General features: G+C 44.2%; 14 protein-coding genes and 1 riboswitch. Of the genes, 9 read left to right on the top strand and 5 right to left on the bottom strand.

What is annotated here, in order from left to right; all coding sequences use genetic code 11:
* Positions 1-232: 232 nt before the first annotated feature.
* From L5M49_RS19835 to L5M49_RS19825, 3 genes are all read left to right on the top strand, one after another.
* The gene (locus L5M49_RS19835; protein ID WP_131525496.1) at positions 233-802 is read left to right on the top strand and encodes a DUF7010 family protein; all 570 of its coding nucleotides are present in this window, start codon (positions 233-235) and stop codon (positions 800-802) included.
* 217 nt (positions 803-1019) lie between these two features.
* Positions 1020-1367 (top strand): BON domain-containing protein, encoded by a 348-nt coding sequence (locus tag L5M49_RS19830; RefSeq protein ID WP_105250242.1) that lies wholly within the window; start codon positions 1020-1022, stop codon positions 1365-1367.
* A gap of 922 nt (positions 1368-2289) precedes the next feature.
* Positions 2290-3900: a hypothetical protein gene (locus L5M49_RS19825; protein WP_263177212.1), complete on the top strand. Its 1611-nt coding sequence runs from the start codon at positions 2290-2292 to the stop codon at positions 3898-3900.
* 505 nt (positions 3901-4405) lie between these two features.
* On the opposite strand, the gene L5M49_RS19820 is transcribed toward L5M49_RS19825, so the two are convergent.
* Positions 4406-5398 (bottom strand): class 1 fructose-bisphosphatase, encoded by a 993-nt coding sequence (locus L5M49_RS19820; RefSeq protein ID WP_263145585.1) that lies wholly within the window; start codon positions 5396-5398, stop codon positions 4406-4408.
* 266 nt (positions 5399-5664) lie between these two features.
* Here L5M49_RS19820 and L5M49_RS19815 point away from each other — a divergent pair, with 266 nt between their 5' ends.
* Positions 5665-7977 carry a S9 family peptidase gene (locus L5M49_RS19815; RefSeq protein WP_263266698.1) on the top strand — a complete coding sequence of 771 codons (2313 nt, stop codon included), beginning with the start codon at positions 5665-5667 and terminating at the stop codon, positions 7975-7977.
* A 90-nt stretch (positions 7978-8067) separates the two neighbouring features.
* On the opposite strand, the gene arcA is transcribed toward L5M49_RS19815, so the two are convergent.
* On the bottom strand, positions 8068-8784 hold the full coding sequence (gene arcA / locus L5M49_RS19810) for a two-component system response regulator ArcA (RefSeq protein WP_006080127.1): 717 nt from the start codon (positions 8782-8784) through the stop codon (positions 8068-8070).
* A 588-nt stretch (positions 8785-9372) separates the two neighbouring features.
* Between arcA and L5M49_RS19805 the strand changes: the two genes are divergently transcribed.
* From L5M49_RS19805 to L5M49_RS19795, 3 genes are all read left to right on the top strand, one after another.
* A complete protein-coding gene (locus L5M49_RS19805; protein ID WP_173247481.1) occupies positions 9373-9807 on the top strand; it encodes a DUF3293 domain-containing protein in 435 nt (144 codons plus the stop codon).
* A gap of 100 nt (positions 9808-9907) precedes the next feature.
* Positions 9908-10082: riboswitch (Lysine riboswitch) on the top strand.
* Positions 10083-10232: 150 nt separating this feature from the next.
* Positions 10233-11588 (top strand): lysine-sensitive aspartokinase 3, encoded by a 1356-nt coding sequence (gene lysC, locus L5M49_RS19800; RefSeq protein ID WP_131525182.1) that lies wholly within the window; start codon positions 10233-10235, stop codon positions 11586-11588.
* A 1-nt stretch (position 11589) separates the two neighbouring features.
* The gene (locus L5M49_RS19795) at positions 11590-12723 is read left to right on the top strand and encodes a succinylglutamate desuccinylase/aspartoacylase family protein (RefSeq protein WP_198571933.1); all 1134 of its coding nucleotides are present in this window, start codon (positions 11590-11592) and stop codon (positions 12721-12723) included.
* Positions 12724-12822: 99 nt separating this feature from the next.
* Here the strand turns inward: L5M49_RS19795 and L5M49_RS19790 are convergent, their stop codons facing one another.
* The gene (locus L5M49_RS19790; protein ID WP_131525184.1) at positions 12823-13788 is read right to left on the bottom strand and encodes a zinc transporter ZntB; all 966 of its coding nucleotides are present in this window, start codon (positions 13786-13788) and stop codon (positions 12823-12825) included.
* 196 nt (positions 13789-13984) lie between these two features.
* On the opposite strand from L5M49_RS19790, the gene L5M49_RS19785 reads away from it, so the two are divergent.
* A complete protein-coding gene (locus L5M49_RS19785) occupies positions 13985-14359 on the top strand; it encodes a YacL family protein (RefSeq protein ID WP_198571932.1) in 375 nt (124 codons plus the stop codon).
* A 91-nt stretch (positions 14360-14450) separates the two neighbouring features.
* Here the strand turns inward: L5M49_RS19785 and L5M49_RS19780 are convergent, their stop codons facing one another.
* On the bottom strand, positions 14451-15080 hold the full coding sequence (locus L5M49_RS19780; protein WP_105250232.1) for a response regulator: 630 nt from the start codon (positions 15078-15080) through the stop codon (positions 14451-14453).
* A complete protein-coding gene (gene narQ, locus L5M49_RS19775; RefSeq protein WP_168824638.1) occupies positions 15073-16908 on the bottom strand; it encodes a nitrate/nitrite two-component system sensor histidine kinase NarQ in 1836 nt (611 codons plus the stop codon). The genes L5M49_RS19780 and narQ overlap by 8 nt, the downstream gene beginning before the upstream one ends.
* A 230-nt stretch (positions 16909-17138) precedes the next feature.
* Here narQ and L5M49_RS19770 point away from each other — a divergent pair.
* Positions 17139-17295, top strand: a 157-nt coding sequence (locus L5M49_RS19770; RefSeq protein ID WP_263266371.1) for a transposase family protein, incomplete at its 3' end; no start/stop codon positions are given.

The raw sequence follows: 17295 nt of genomic DNA, 5'->3' as shown, positions 1-17295 counted from the left end.
TTGGGTGTTAGTGGCGCTACATCGTTTAATTTGCTCTGCCTTTGATATGTCTGATCGTCTTTTTTTTCAACCTAATACCAAGCAAATTCAGCTATGGATGATCATTTTTCTCGGCATTTTAGGGCTTTGATGAAGGAAGTGACATTTGTCATCCTAGATTGCTGACAACTCACACTGCTGTAATGGACATTTTATGCAGATACTTAAGTCATCTAAACAAGGAGGCTTAATCATGCAACATAAATCACTGGACCAACAATTAATCGAATATCGTCAACAACGTGCTTTAGCTATGCCCTTATCTGGCATGATTGTGTGGAGCCTACTGTTTGTATTGAGCTTTGTATTACCTCCTTCGCAGTTGGTGATGGCGGTCTTTATCGGTACTGGTTCTATTATCTACCTTGCCATGGGTATTTCGCGGCTGACAGGCGAGAATATCTCGTTTAAGAAAAGCGCTGAGCGTAATTGGTTTGAGACTGTGTTTCTCGCTGCGATGGGGATGAGTTTTTTAACCTTTAGCATCAGTATTCCCTTTTTTATGGAAAATTATCTGGCTTTGCCTTTCGCCCTTGCGGTGCAAACAGGTTTAATGTGGTTAGTCCACGGTGTTTTAGCAGCGCAAAAGGTGGCCATAGTGCATGCGATAGTGCGCACCTTAGCCTGTGTGGCAGCTTTCATGCTCTGGCCCGAGCTGAGCTTTCAAATTCAGCCTCTAATCGTGGTGTTTTGTTATGGTTTTTCAATTCCCGTGATGCAGCGCCGCTGGAAGATTCAGCAAAATCTTTGTGCTAGCAATTAGTGGGTTATCTTTGGGTTATTGTGTAGATTTTGGCTTTGCGGCCTAATGGCCGAGGTGAATCAAAGTCGTGGGGCTTCAGCCCTGACGCTTAATCAAGAGTCTAACAAGTGATCTCGCCCTAGATCGATTTGTATGTCTGCCAGCGCACAGAGCTCAAACTGGCGTTATTGCATTATGGTTATTACCCTGCACTTTTTGCAGTGTGAAGGAGCTTATAATGCAAACCATGAAACTTACGTTCGTTACCGCTGGTGTTGTACTCGTTGGTAGTTTGCTGCTTAACGGTTGTGATAGTGGCAATGTGAATACTCAAACAGGTACACCAGACTTAACTGTAACAACCGAGGATGGTACTGGTGATGATATTAAAATTGCCACAGCAGTTAATACTGCGTTGATCGCTGATCAGCAGCTACAAAATTTAGATATTCAGATAGAAACCCGCAAGGGCGATGTCACCATTTCCGGCAATGTAAATAGCCAAGCTCAGAAAGACCAAGCTGAACGGGTGACGGCAGCAACCTCTGGTGTGCACTCGGTAAATAATCGGTTGGAAGTAAAATAGCAATGTCAGTAAAGCCGCCTGTTTGATGTATTCAATTGACAGACGACAAACAGGAGCGGCAGCTCTTATCTGGCTTTAATTCACCGCTTATGCCACAAAATACCAATCCCCGCCAACCATGCTGCGGGGCGTTGGCTTCTTGATTTATAAAATGTGTGAGTCCAGCTATGGTCACTCACGCTGGCCTTGCGGCTGTGGTGGCAGATTTGTGCTTTGGAGTTTGTACCCGTCGTGACTTTCTTTGCGCCACATTTCGCACTTGCTACGTAGCTTTTGGCTTTGTGGCCTTACGGCCTAGGTGAATTAAAGTCGTGGGGCTTCACCCCTGACGTTTAATCAAGAGTCGACCAAGGAGGACTGCTCGTCCTCGTCCTTGTCTTTTTAATTGTTAATTCTACTGATGTAGAACCTTCGATTTTTAGTTCACGTCCATATTGTAGTTGCAGATTTATACGGCCTTACGGCCGAGGTGAATCAAAGTCGTGGGGCTTCACCCCACACCCGACCAAGGAGGACTGCTCGTCCTATCCTCCTTGGATGCTCCATGACGCCCCTTGCGAAGTTACATGCATTAGATACTAGCTTCGTGCTTATTCGAAAATAGCTAACGCTTCCGATGGGGCGTCCCTTCCCCCCGAAAGCTACGCAGACGTCCTGTCTGCGTCACGCGATTCTCTTCAACGCCCTTCAGCAACTTCGCAGGGGGAGGTGAACTTCAGTAACTAGTGTGTGGGTTGTAAACCTGGAAAGAGTTGTGCTGTCTCATTTTTCATTTGTTGTCACATCTGAAGACTTAATGCTAAGTTAGTGTCATACAATAATAATTTATTCGAAATGTATATTAATCTAGCCAAAACATATGCTAGGTGATAATTAGAGTTTCGGGCCATAACCTGTTATACGATTTATTTATGGTGGTAATGTGGAAAATTTTGAAGAAAATGTAGTTGCGTTTCTCAAACATAAAGAGAAAAAAGTTCTGGTTATCAAAGGAAAATGGGGAGTAGGGAAAACTTTTAAATGGAATGAGATCGTCAACAAGCATTTCAGTTCACTTGGTTTTTCTAACTATTCTTATGTTTCTCTCTTTGGTCTAGATGGGTTAAAAGAACTGCAGTCTGGTGTATTCTACAATGCTCATGCAATAAGCTCTGATAGCAAGTCAGCTACCATTAAGTCTAATTTAAAGAAAATTGGAAACATAGCAAAAAGTATCCCTCAAATATCAAAGTATGCAAATGCAATTTCTGTTATTGAAAACTCACTTGTAGATGATTACCTGATTTGCATCGATGATTTAGAAAGAAAGTCTAAAAAGTTCTCAATGTCCACTTTACTTGGCTATGTATCAAACTTAAGTGAGTCAAGTCATTGTAAAATTGTATTAATATTTAATGATGACACTTTAAATGATGAAGATAAAAAAGAAATCGATCTATATCGAGAAAAAGTTATAGATTTAGAGTTAAAGTATTCACCTAATCCTGCTAACAATATTGATGTTGAGTTTAGAAACCACATATGTAGAGATTTGATTTGCGACATATTCAAGTCTGAAGGCCTAAATAATATTAGAATAATTAAGCACATAAAATGGAATGTTGATGCTTTGATGAATTTCATAGCTTCTTCAGAAGAAGCCGTCAGACATGACCTACTTACCACGATTGTGATACTTACGTATGTTCATCATGAGCCAAGTATCAGTATTCGAGCTAATGAAATTGAACGCGTATTTAGTTTCTCGTTAAAAAATGAGGACGTTGATAAAAATCTTCAAAGGCGTATTTCTTCACTTGGGTATATTTATTATGCAGATCATGAGGCTGAAATCATCAAATATATCGAGGATGGTTGGATGGATGAGGCTTTATTTATTGAAAATATATCGCGTCTTAACAAAAGACAAATTGATAGAAATGTTTCATCAAGATTAACGGAAGTCTGGGGTTTCTATAATAACAACTTCCTTTCCACTAGCAATGATGTGATTAGAGGCTTAGAAGGATTCCTTTCAGAACATTTGAACTCAATCTCTGTTAGGGAACTACATCCTATACTAGATACGTTGATGGAACTAAAAGAAGACTTTGATAAAAGTTATTGGATTGATAAATTTGTTACTTTAAACCTAGATAGTGATAGTCCTGATTTATTAATGCAGCTGAAAAAAATTACAACTAATGCAGAACTCATTGAAATAATTTCTAGTAAAGAGAAAGTCATTTTTCAACATCATTCAATCTACGCCGTTTTATCTAAAATAGTTAAGAACCGTAGCTGGAATCCTGAAGACGAAGAGTATTTAGGTAATCATAGTATCGATGAAATATACGAGTTTTTAGTTGGTGACAACAATTGTGATCTTATGCAAGTGGTTCGCGAAAGTATGGGTATTTTTAGACCTACTGAGGGCGACAATCCAAAAGATATCTTTGGACGAAACCTGCATCAAGCATTAATTAGAGTATCTGCAAGGAGCAAGCTCGATCGTTACAGAATTATACATTTCTTTGGTATCGAGTTTGACTGAACAAAGATAGAGCAAAGATAGAACATGCATAACTCTTTCAGGATTAACAGCCGACACCTAGATTTCAGAAGTTCATCTTTCCCTGCGAAGTTGCAGAAGGGCATTGAAGACTCTTTATTAAAGGCAAAAGAGCAAATAGGCTTCATTTTTATGCCTTGATTACTTTCCAATAACTCTAGTGTCTGAGGAATACACCATCCCCTCGGAGTTGCCGCAGGGCGAATAGACAAATTGCGTGAGTCTCGGCATGGATGCCGAGCTAGCTTTCGCAGGTGCAGGGACGCATCCTTCGGAAGCGATAGCAGATTTGGCAATGAGCACAAGGGGCTTTCAACTCAGTTGGGGACGTCATGGAGCATCCAAGGAGGATAGGACGAGCAGTCCTCCTTGGTCGGGTGTGGGGTGAAGCCCTACGACTTTCTCGGCAGCAAGGCCGTATAAATAACAAAAAAGCCACTGTGGTCAGTGGCTTTTATCATAAAAATCAAAATCTAAGCGATTCGGCTTACTCTATATTTGGCTCTTCGCTGTAATCGATACCGTGGTAGCTCAGGCAAGCGTCGACTTCGTTGCTGCTGCCTAGGATGACGGCAACACGTTGGTGAATTTGTGTTGGTTGAATATCCAAAATGGTTTCATAACCGGTAGAAGCCTTACCGCCAGCTTGTTCGACTAAGAAGGCCATTGGGTTGGCTTCGTACATCAAGCGCAGTTTGTACGGTTTTTTAGGATCTTTATTGTCGGTTGGGTAAGTGAAAATACCGCCACGAGATAGCACGCGGTGTACATCGCCAACCATGGCCGCAATCCAGCGCATGTTGAATGATTTTTCGCGTGGGCCAATTTTACCGAGCAGTAAATCGGCAATATAGGTTTGCATTGGCGCTTCCCAAAAACGCTGGTTCGACATATTAATGGCAAATTCGGCTGTGTCTGGGCTAATGCTCATGGCGGCATTCGTCAGTAAAAACTCATTGGTTTCTGGGTGCAAAGTAAAGAGTTGCACGCCTTGGCCTGTGGTTAATGCCAGCATGGTTGATGGACCATAAAGTACATAACCTGCGGCTAATTGTGCGCGGCCAGATTGTAAAAAACTAGTTTCAGTCAGCTCGCCAGCAGGGGCGGGCAGGACGGAGAAAATGGTGCCGACTAATGAGTTAATATCGATATTAGATGAACCATCAAGTGGATCGAAACACACCAGATATTGACCATTTCGGCTGACTTCAACCACATGATCTTCTTCTTCCGACGCCAAACCGCGCACTGTACCGTCAGCTTTTAAGGCATCTTTGAGCATGTCGTTGGTGATGATATCCAGTTTTTTCTGGGTTTCACCTTGGACGTTTTCTTGCTCAGTCGCGCCTAACACGCCCGCAAGTGCACCGTGGCGAACGGCATGGCTAATGGCTTTTGAGGTGTCGGCTAAGGTTAAAATTAGGTGGGAGAGGGAGTCGTTCACTGCCTGTGAGGTCAGGTGCTGGGCCAGAGTCTGCATGTTATGTCCTTTAAGGGTTCAACAATGAGGTCAATTTCGTTATTTGCCGCGAATGATAACTCAGTTAGTCGACAATTTCAGCGATGTTGCTGATGCTTTTAGCGAATATTAGGGCTTTTAGGGATTATTTGGATTGAGCTTGGCGCAAGGGCCTAATTTGTATCGGCATCTTGCATGCTATTTCTATTTAGGGTTTGCCTCTGGCACAATGTCGGCTTGTTTTTAATCGCTGACATCTTAGGCGATTATGCTCCCAAGGAATAATAATGATTAAAAATAGGTTAACTTGGTTCCCTGCGTGCTCACTTAAGGTGCGCGCCGTTCCCCTACTGATAGCGAGCCAAATGGCCATGATGTCGACAGCTATGTTTTCAATTACCCCAGCTTATGCAATGGAAGGCGGCAAACTGCCACTGACGATTGAGCGAATGAATGCCTCGCCCGCATTAGCGGGCACCAGTCCTCGAGGTTTGAAATTGTCACCTGATGGTCAGCGTGTCACTTATCTTGCGGGCCGTAAAGACAATCAAAACTTTTATGATCTCTGGCAGATGGATGTAAAGACGGGCAAATCTAGCCTATTGCTCAATGCCGATAAGTTGGCAAGCAATGAATTATCCGATGAAGAAAAGGCCCGCCGCGAACGCCAACGTATTTATGGTGAAGGCATTATGGAGTACTTCTGGGCTGATGATAGCCAAGCGCTATTAATTCCGGCTGCTGGTAATCTGTATTATTTTTCATTAGTGGATAACAGTGTAAGCCAACTTCCCATTGGCGAAGGGTTTGCCACAGATGCGCGCCTATCGCCCAAGGGACATTTTGTGTCTTTCGTGCGGGATCAAAATCTGTATGTGTTAGAGCTGGCGACCAAAAAACTCCAAGCTATGACGAGCGATGGCGGCGGGGCGATTAAAAATGCCATGGCCGAGTTTGTCGCTCAGGAGGAAATGGATCGCATGACAGGTTATTGGTGGGCGCCCGATGAATCGGCCATCGCCTTTACCCGTATTGATGAGTCCGGTGTCGAGCAAGTAACCCGTAACGAAATCTATGCTGATGGTATTAAACTTACTGAGCAGCGCTATCCCTATGCCGGCAAAAACAACGTCGATATCGCCCTCGGTGTGGTCACGTTAAAAGATAAGGCTATCAATTGGGTGACCCTGCGCGAAGAGAATAGCGAAGACAAGAGCAAAGATATTTACCTGCCGCGGGTCGATTGGTTGCCCGATAGCAAACATTTGTCGTTCCAGTGGCAGAGCCGCGATCAACATCAGTTAGATTTGCAACTGGTGGCGTTAGATTCACTGACTAAGCCAAAAACCTTAGTGAAAGAACGCAGTAACGCTTGGGTGAACCTCAATAACGATCTGCACTTTTTAAAACAACAATCGGCTTTTATTTGGGCATCTGAGCGTGACGGTTTTAATCATCTGTATCTTTTTGACTTAAAAGGCAAACTTAAAACCCAATTGACTCAGGGCGAGTGGGTTGTCGATGCGTTGGAATACATAGATGAAACCGCTGGTTGGGTATATTTCACTGGCCGCAAAGATATGCCAATCGAGAAACAACTTTATCGCGTGCCTTTAGCGGGTGGCAAGGTTGAGCGGGTAAGCAAGCAAGCGGGTATGCACGATCCTGTGTTTGCCGACAATCAAAGTGTGTATCTGGATTATTTCAATAGCTTATCTCAGCCACCGCAGGTAAGTTTACACGGTGACAAGGGCCAACAACTGGCTTGGGTTGAGCAAAATGCGGTCAAGCAAGGCCATCCTTTATATGACTATGCGGGTCTGTGGCAAATCCCTGAATTTGGTGAACTGAAAGCCAAAGATGGCCAAGTGTTACAAACCCGTTTATTCAAACCTGTGCCGTTTGATGCGAGCAAGAAATATCCTGTCGTAGTGCGGGTTTACGGTGGGCCGCACGCACAGTTAGTGACCAACAGTTGGAGCGAGCAGGACTACTTTACCCAGTATCTGGTGCAACAAGGCTATGTGGTGTTCCAGTTGGATAACCGCGGCAGCGCCCACAGGGGCACAAAGTTTGAGCAAGTGATTTACCGTCATTTGGGTGAAGCTGAAGTCAAGGATCAAAAAGTGGGAGTGGACTATTTACGGAGTCTGCCATTTGTCGATGCCGATAATGTAGCGATTTACGGCCACAGCTACGGCGGTTACATGGCCTTGATGAGTTTATTTAAGGCGCCGGACTACTTTAAAGCCGCGATTTCGGGCGCGCCTGTAACCGACTGGCGCTTATATGACACCCATTATACTGAGCGTTACTTAGCCCATCCTGAGGGGAATGAAAAGGGTTATGAAGCCAGCAGCGTGTTTCCCTATGTGAAAAACTATCAATCGGGTCTGTTGATGTATCACGGTATGGCCGATGATAACGTTTTGTTTGAAAACAGCACTCGGGTTTATAAAGCACTGCAGGATGAAGGCAAGTTGTTCCAGATGATCGATTATCCTGGATCTAAACATTCGATGCGTGGCGAGAAAGTGCGTAATCACTTATATCGCTCACTAGCCGATTTCCTCGATAGGCAGTTGAAAAACGCCAAATAGCAGGCATAAAAAAAACCAGATCCTAGGTTCTGGTTTTTTTTGAATCGATTCTTATCAAACCAATTAATGCGGATGTTGCTTAGCGGGAGATTAGCCTTCTAAGTTACCGCAAAAACGATAGCCTTCACCGTGAATAGTCGCGATGATTTCTGGCGTATCTGGCAAGCTTTCGAAATGCTTACGGATACGACGGATAGTCACGTCTACAGTACGATCGTGTGGCTTAAGTTCACGGCCAGTCATTTTCATCAGTAGATCGGCACGAGTCAAAATTTTGCCTGGGTTTTCAACAAAGTGCAGCATAGCGCGGAACTCGCTACGTGGCAGTTTGTAAGATTCACCCTGTGGGCTCACTAATGAACGGCTGTTGATCTCTAAGCTCCAATCATTGAAGCGGTAGTATTCTACTGAGCTCTTTTCTTCGACTTCAGCGCCAGCGCTGTTGACACGAGTCAGAAGGTTACGAGCACGAATCGTTAATTCACGTGGGTTGAACGGCTTGGTAATATAATCGTCCGCGCCAATTTCAAGTCCAAGAATTTTGTCGACTTCGTTGTCACGACCTGTCAGGAAGATAAGACCGATGTTGTTGATTTCACGTAGTTCACGTGCCAACAATAGACCATTCTTACCTGGCAAGTTAATGTCCATAACGACCAAGTTAATTTTGTTTTCCTGCATAGCCTTATGCATTTCTGCGCCATCATTGGCCTCAGTTACCACATACCCTTCTGCCTCGAAAATACTTCTCAGCGTGTTACGGGTAACGGCTTCATCTTCAACGATCAGAATGTGCGGATTTTGCATATTATTTACCTAAATTTTAATCAGTTTATACTAACCAATAAGAGCAACTTACTTCGGGCTCTTATATTCATAAAAGCGTTGATACTTCCTTGAACTGCTTTGTGCTCAAAAGGAAAATCTTTACGGTGACATCTATATCTGGATGTAGATTAAGTGCACGTTTAAGTGTAATACGAGAAAACGTAATCAGTACCAACTTCGATAAGCAATAGTTAGAATAAGTTCCTTAACTATTGTTTTTTTTAAATGTTTAAAAGACAAATCAAATGTAGAACAGATTTTAAACAGATGCCCGGTCAGTTCACGTTACTTTAAGCGATATATGTAACAAACTGTATTGAACGATAAGCATCTTGCTCAATCTGTTTCAACTCACCAGTACGTACATTGTACTCGTTTTAGTCATTTGTTAACAAATGAAATGTTAACAAATTTTAGGTGAGCAGGGGTTTTTACCATGATATTTACTTTAGCTATTGATTAGTATAACTAATGTATTTCTTATTCCTGTGAGCCAGTTCACGCCTCTTTGGATTTTACAATCACTCTGCTACACTAGCTTGGGTTCATTTTTCGACTAGACTACCAATGGACAATACGACTCAAAATTTGTGGCAATGTTACCAAGCGCCGTTGTTTCTGCTGACTCAAGCATTATCCTGTGATTTTTCCTTTGCTGTTATTACCGCTCATAATCCCGCTTCAAAGCTTCTCTCTCCTAGCCAAAACCGTTTACTCGATCGCCAACTTCTCCGTGAAATTGAATTACTCGGTAGCCCTTATCGTGCTTTAGTGGGCGCTGCACCGGATTTATCCCACATGGAAAAAAGTTGGGCCGTGTTTATCGATAGAACGATGGCATTGCAATTGGGTAAGAAATTTAATCAATATGCGATTTATGTTGTCGAACAAGGGGATGTGAGCTTAGTGCCTTGCACCTTGGATGGACATGATGAAGTGTGTTTAGGCAAATTTAGAGATTATGTGCAGCTGGTATACGAGCTACCCGATTTGAACATTTAGTTGTTTTCAAAAGATTTTATTTAAATTGTTCATTTGTTATGAAATTAGCATTGACTTCATTAGGGGTTTATTGCTACTTTTTTCGTCCCTTTCCTAGGAAAGGAACAGAAGAGGAGCGTTAACTAGGTAGTCGGTCAGAGGAGCACAAACTCCATCGATGACTGATGAGGGAGATTAACGCCGAGGCATAGATATGGTTGCTGCATGTTTATGTCGGTCGCTCAGGCTGAATCCTGACGATTGTCACCTGTAATTGGTGGAGAGCTTCTGGTGACGATTGCTGTTTCCCTTCTTTTGGGGTGCGTTATCATTGAGCACCAGGCTCTTCGAACGAAGTCAGTTCGGAGTGTGATCATGTTAGTTAATCAATATCTTATTCAATCTGCATTTATTTGTTGCCCTACGTGTTTCACGGAGGTGCGCTAATGTCCCTCGTTGTTGCAAAATTTGGTGGCACCTCAGTCGCCGACTATAACGCTATGAATCGCTGTGCCGACATAGTGTTAGCTAATCCTCATTGTCGTTTAGTCGTGGTCAGCGCTTCGAGCGGCGTGACGAATCTACTAGTGGAATTGACCCAAGAATCGATCAACGACGATGGCCGATTACAGCGATTAAAACAAATTGCCCAAATTCAATATGCGATTTTAGATAAGCTCGGTCGTCCTAACGATGTGGCCGCCGCATTAGATAAATTATTGAGTCGCATGTCGGTATTGAGTGAAGCGCTCGCATCACAACGCAGCAAAGCGACTATGGATGAGTTGTTGTCCCTCGGTGAGCAATGTTCTTCGGCGTTGTTTTCGGCGGTGATCCGCGAGAAAGGTGTCAACTCAAGTGCCTTCGATGTGCGCCGAGTATTACGTACTGACAGTCACTTTGGCCGCGCCGAACCTCAGGTCGAGCAGATTGCGACTCTAGCTCGTGATTATCTACAGCCACTGTTAGCGGAACAAGTGATTGTCACGCAAGGCTTTATCGGTGCCGATGAAGCCGGTCAAACGACCACGTTAGGTCGTGGTGGTAGTGATTATTCTGCTGCACTGTTAGCTGAAGCGTTACGCGCCTCAGCGGTAGAGATTTGGACCGATGTCGCGGGGATTTATACAACGGATCCTCGTTTGGCGCCCAATGCCTTTCCGATTGCAGAGATCAGTTTCAATGAGGCTGCCGAGATGGCGACCTTTGGTGCCAAGGTATTGCATCCAGCGACTATTCTTCCTGCCGTTCGTCAGCAAATTCAAGTGTTTGTGGGTTCAAGTAAAGAGCCTGAAAAGGGCGGAACTTGGATCCGTCATCAAGTGGAAGATGCGCCCGTATTCCGCGCTGTGGCTTTGCGCCGCGATCAAACCCTATTAAATCTTCACAGCTTGCAAATGTTGCATGCACAGGGCTTTTTAGCGGAAACCTTTGCGACATTAGCGCGACATAAGATCAGTGTGGATTTGATTACCACATCAGAAGTGAATGTGTCTCTAACCCTAGATAAAACTGGTTCGGATTCAAGTGGACAAGGTCTGTTGAGTGAGGCATTGCTGCAAGAATTATCACAGCATTGTCGTGTGCGAGTTGAAGATGGATTGGCCTTAGTGGCGATTATCGGTAATCGTATTGCGACGACGCCGGGTATTTGTCGTCGTGTGTTTGAAGTGTTAGAACCACACAATGTGCGGATGATTTGCCAAGGTGCCAGCCCACATAATCTGTGTGTGTTAGTGGCAGAATCGGAAGCGGCGCAAGTGGTTAAATCGCTGCATCAAAATCTGTTCGAAGGCGTTTAGTATGTTGCCGACAACATCGTCTCTGCAAATCGGGGAGCTTGCCGCAGGGCAAGCACTCACTTTGCCTATCTACCATTTCAAACCGAGTGACGATAAGGCGACTGGCCCCAAAGTGTATATTCAGGCCAATGTCCACGGTGCTGAAGTACAAGGGAATGCGGTGATTTATCAGTTGATGAAGCAGCTTGAACACTGTGACATCCGCGGCGAAATCACCTTAGTGCCATTGGCGAATCCACTCGGGATCAACCAAAAAAGTGGTGAGTTTACCCTTGGCCGATTTGATCCTATTACGGGGGCGAATTGGAATCGTGAGTATTTGAATCATGCTATTGATTTGCCGACTTGGTATGGGGAACATGCCAAGCTGAGTGATAGCGAGCTGCTCCAAGCCTATCGCAGTACTTTGGTAGAAGCCTGTCAGCAAAAATTGCGTCATGAATGGGGTATCACCACGGGTCATAGACTTGCGGTTAACCTGCAGATTATGGCCCATGGCGCGGATATAGTGCTCGATCTGCACACAGGTCCTAAGTCTTGTAAGCACTTGTATTGTCCTGAATATGACTTAGCTGCTGCGCAGTTTTTGTCGATCCCTTATACGCTCATTATCCCCAATGCCTTTGGTGGCGCCATGGATGAGGCTGCGTTTTGTCCTTGGTGGCAATTGAGTGATTTTGCAAAATCTCAAGGGCGCGATTTAGGGGTTGCAGTGTCAGCGTTAACCTTGGAATTGGCGAGCCAAGAGCGCGTCTGTCTTGAGGATGCACTAGTTGATGCACAAGGGATTTTGGCATATTTAAGCCACCGAGGCGTGATCGCTGAAACCGTTGCGCCCGCTAAAATGCAGCGCTTTGGTTGTTACCTTAAGGACTATAAAAAATATCACGCGCCAAGTTCTGGCTTAGTGGAATACCTTGCACCTGTGGGTGAGCCATTGGCTGCGGGGCAGCCCTTAGTGAATTTGCTGCGAATGGATTTATATGGTACGGCTGATGAGCTAAAAACGGTTAGTTTGCCGCAGGACTGTGTGCCGATTTTACACTTTGCTTCGGCGTCAGTGCACCAAGGAACTGAGCTTTATAAAGTGATGACCAATGTGTTTGAGTTGCCGACATTCCAGCCTAAATCATAAAAATTAGCTCGTAAGCACATTAGCACATAACAATTAGCTTAAGGGACTGAGCGAAAAAAACGCCAATCCTAATCGATTGGCTTTGTTGTTTTAAGGTGGCTATAACCACTTAAATCGATAAAACAGCGCCATTTGCAGGGCGACGAGTGAGATTAATATGCCGCAGAAGGTGGCGAAGGCCCAAGTGTTGTCCGCGCCCGGTATCCCGCCAATATTGACCCCAAGTAAGCCTGTTAAAAAGCCTAGCGGTAAGAAGATTGCTGACACTAAGGATAAGAAGTATAAGCGTTTGTTGAGTTGCTCCGACTGCTGACTGAGTAATTCTTCTTGAGTCACATTGGCCCTATCGCGCAGGGCATCGAGATCTTCAATGGTGCGGATAAGTTTATCGTTTGTTTCCCTCAGCTTGAGTCGCTCAGTATCTTTAAATAGGCTAAATTGCTCAGAAATCATTTTCGAGAATGCTTCGCGCTGTGGGGCTAAATAGCGGCGAATGGCCACAGTTTGACGGCGCAGTTCGGCGATATCGGTACGTAAGTCTTTCACATTGCCTGAGACGACTAGCTCTTCTAAATCAGAGAGCTGTTCTTCCAATTTATCAATAAACTCGACTTTACGATTGGTCAGTCGCTCGCAGATTGCGACGATAAAGTCCCCCGTAGTTGTAGGCCCATTGCCCTCAAGGATCAGCTCGGCGACATCTTTGACCGACTGTAACTCGCGATCGCAGGTGGAAATGATCCGCTGTTTATCGGCATAGATACGCACGGCCACCATGTCTTCTGGAGCAGAATTGGGGTTGAGGTTGACGCCGCGTAATGCGAGTAATATGCCTTCACCTGTTATCACTGCACGGGGACGAGTGTCTTGGGCGAGTAGGGCATCACTTTCGACCTTAGGCAGACCGCTATTGAGTATCCAGTGGCGTGCCTTTTTATTGCGATAGCGAAGGTGTAACCAGAGTAGGCCATCCTGAGGATCCCATTTTTCGATCTGTTCTAGGCTCAAGGTGGAACCCGCTTGGGCGCCGCTGAGCACTAAACTGTAGATAAACCCTTCGTGCATATCGCATTCCATTTAACTTTCAAAATCATCCAAACAAACTAACTGATTTTGTCATGAAAATGAAGTCAGTACTTATGCTTAACGACATGAGACAAACGTAAATTGACATAAATTTGATGTGCTGAGGGATGCAAGCAACTTAGCCAAGGATAGGTTAAAATTAGCATTAGTAGGCTTAGATCAAAGAGACAATAAAATGGAATACGAATTTCGGCGTAACAGTTTAACTGGCACTTTTTTGGCTAGCTTTAGCATGGATCATGAAGTGCTTGGGCAATGGTTTACGGAAGAATTAGGGACTGAGTTAGCTAAAATTCAGCAAGTGTTGGGTGTGATAAAAGAAATTCAAGCCGATAAACGAGGTTCATGGCGTCTTGTTGGTAACGATTTTACCTTAGAGTTAGAGCGTGAACAGGCCCGAGTCTTTGCCAATACTTTAGGCTTTGAGCAAGAATATGAATTGGAAGAGGCTATGTCACTTTATGATGCTGAGTCAGAAGCTTATTGTGGCCTTGAGGATTTTGAGCAGGCGTTACTGAGTTGGCAGACATTTATCGAGAAAGGTCTGTAATCATTTATTTAATCTCTATTTGATAAAAACATAAAGGCAATCATGGGATTGCCTTTATTGTTTGCGCGATACCAAGCTCATTTTCGTATCTTTAATTATTCAGGTAGCGCACCGCCATTTCGGTTCTTGATTTCGCATTGGCTTTACGCAGTAGGTTTTTCACGTGTACTTTAACTGTGCCTTCACTAATGTGTAAATGCTCTGAAATCATGCGATTACTTAAGCCTTCCGCCAGTTGCTGTAGAATTTGCAGCTCCCTTGGGGTTAGGCTCGAAATCCATTCTTGTTCATCGGTCGCATCTTTAAGTTCGTAAAGGTATTCCTCGACTTCATCGCTGATCACCCTGTGGCCAAGCATGGCATTTTTGAGTTTTTCGAGCAGCAAATCTGGCTCAGTATCTTTAAGCAAATAGCCGTCTGCTCCTGCGCGAAGTAAACGGATAACATCCTGTTTTGCATCTGAAACGGTGAGAATTACTATGCGTGAGGTAACACCTTCTTGGCGCATGGCGTTGAGGGTATCTAGGCCTGTCATGCCTTTCATATTCAGATCGAGCAATATGATGTCGGGTTCATCGGTGACCACTGCGGTTAATGCGTCTAAACCACTACCGGCTTCGCCAAATAGGCTGAAGTCAGGATCTGAAGCGATGAGCTGGCAGATGCCTTTGCGCAAGAGGGGATGGTCATCGACCACCAGTACGGAATAAGGTTTACCCATTTGAAGGCTCCTGTTGAGATGGGAAAATAAGCGTCACTCTAGTGCCACTTGACCCCTTGCTGTGCTGCATAAGGTTTAATGGGCTGTTAGGGTTGAGTGCGTCGTCTTGTGCATTGCATCCTTGCTCAGTCGTGGTTGCCATAGCAGGTTTAAATCTCTTTAAATCATTGTCGCTGAACACGACTTTACCTGAAAGCTTACTGGCTCGTTCATGCATTATACCTATGCCAAAATGTTGATCTCGTTCTTTTAAATGTCCAATACCTATGCCGTTATCACAAACATCAATATTGACCATACCCTCGTCATCCTTATAGCAATGGATGTTAATGAGGCTGGCCTCAGCATGTTTGATGGCGTTTAACGTCGCTTCTCGTGTGATCTGCAGTATGTGGATGTGTTGCTTTGCCTCTAGCCATTGTGGCGCAAGTTTATAGTCTAAGGTTATCTTTATATTCGTCTTTGTCCTGAGTTGCTCAAGCATAGCCTCTAAAGCACTTTTTAGATCGGGTTCTTTAATTGTGAGCCTAAAGGTGGATAGTAACTCCCTGAGCTGCACGTAGGCAGTACTCACGCCTTCGTTGATTTCGGTTAACTGCGCTTCAACGATCGGGCTGCGGCAACTGCAATCTAAGTTTTTGCGTAATAAGCTAATTTGGATTTTTAGGAAAGATAGCACTTGACCTAAAGAGTCGTGCAGCTCCCGGGCAATCACGCCACGTTCCTCCATTAGCGCCAGTTGCTGTCTTTGCTCTGTGGCATTGTGGATCACGATTGAGCGGGTCAGCATAATTGCGAAATTGTTAAACAAGGCGATATTGGGTGTTTGGTCGGCAATTAACTCTAAATAGCCTAAATTAGCCTGCTCAAATTGCAGTGGGAAACGGGTGCTCTCTTGAGTCATATCTGGCCAACCGCCATCGGCCTCAATCACTTCTAACTCTTGCTCGGGATACTGGATAATGAGTCTTAGGTAGTCGAGTGATTCATAGCCTTTTAACTGATTCAGCGCCGCCTTGAGAGCCTTGTAATCGAGTTTATTTGCGTTTAATGTCAGTAGGTTATCATATAAGAATGCCAGTTCGTTGTTGGCCCTTGTCAGCGCTAAGGTTTTTTCTGCTACCTGCGATTCTAAGTTGCCATAAAGCGTCGCGAGTTCCTTAGCCGTTTTTTGTAGGGCATGGGTCAGCGCTGTAAGTTCAATGTATTCGGTCTCGGGCATTTCAATTTCAAAATTACCTTTAGAAATGGTATTCGCCGACTCCATCAGTTTTTGCAGTGGGATCACTACTTTCTTCTTTGTAAAACGCACGGCCACAAAAGCGATAATGAGCATGACGCCTAAGCCTAATATTTGGCTGGCGGCAAGGAGCCTGAGTTTAAAGGCGGCGTAGTGCTCCATCTCAAGCACCAGTAAATCTATGGTATCAACAAAATCCTTCAGTGAGGCGACATAATCGCGGGAGTTTTCTTGTTCTATGTAGTGTTTCATCACCAGCCATTTATCGATGACAAGCTGATATTGAGCGGCAATTTCTGGTGGACTAAACCAACTTTCCGAGGGCTTTAATGTGTCGGAATAGAGCGTATTTTCGAATTCGGTAATTTTATCCTGCGCAGCATCACTGCCTGAGTTGGCGTAAAACATTAACCGATAGCTTTGCATCCTCAGCGACCCTGAGGCATTAATCGCCTTGGCGTCGCCTAAGCTGTAGGACAAATTGATGATAGCAAAAGTCGATAAACTACTAGAGAGCAGAATAAGTACTAACATTAATCCTAAGATTTTTGAGGTGAGACTACCTCGTTTCATTAATCCGCTGTTCATTTTGATGGCCGCTGTTATGGCACTTTGCAGTGGTTTTTACATTAGAAAATAATGTAATACATTAACAAAAGTATAGAAATGTGAACAACAACACCTTTACATTTTGATCTAGCGCAAACTTCAACCTAGATACCCCCTAAGACAGGGCGGGATCATACTTTGTTAACAGTAGGGAACTTCTTCCTATCTGCATGATCTGATCGGGCATGTTATTCTACTGAGCCTAATCCATGTCCTTATTTGAACACTTGAAACTCATCGAAGACCCTCGCTCTCACATCAACCTAGACCATGATTTAGTTGATATTATTTTTCTTGTTTTAGCCGCAATCGCTTCAGGTTGTGATGGCTGGCAAGCTATTGAAGAATTCGGCCAAGAGAATCTAT

This window comes from Shewanella sp. SM74 (assembly GCF_025653725.1).
Lineage (GTDB): Bacteria > Pseudomonadota > Gammaproteobacteria > Enterobacterales > Shewanellaceae > Shewanella > Shewanella oncorhynchi.
The sequence above is the reverse complement of the archived record's forward strand: the minus strand, read 5'-3'. Positions and strand labels throughout refer to the sequence as shown.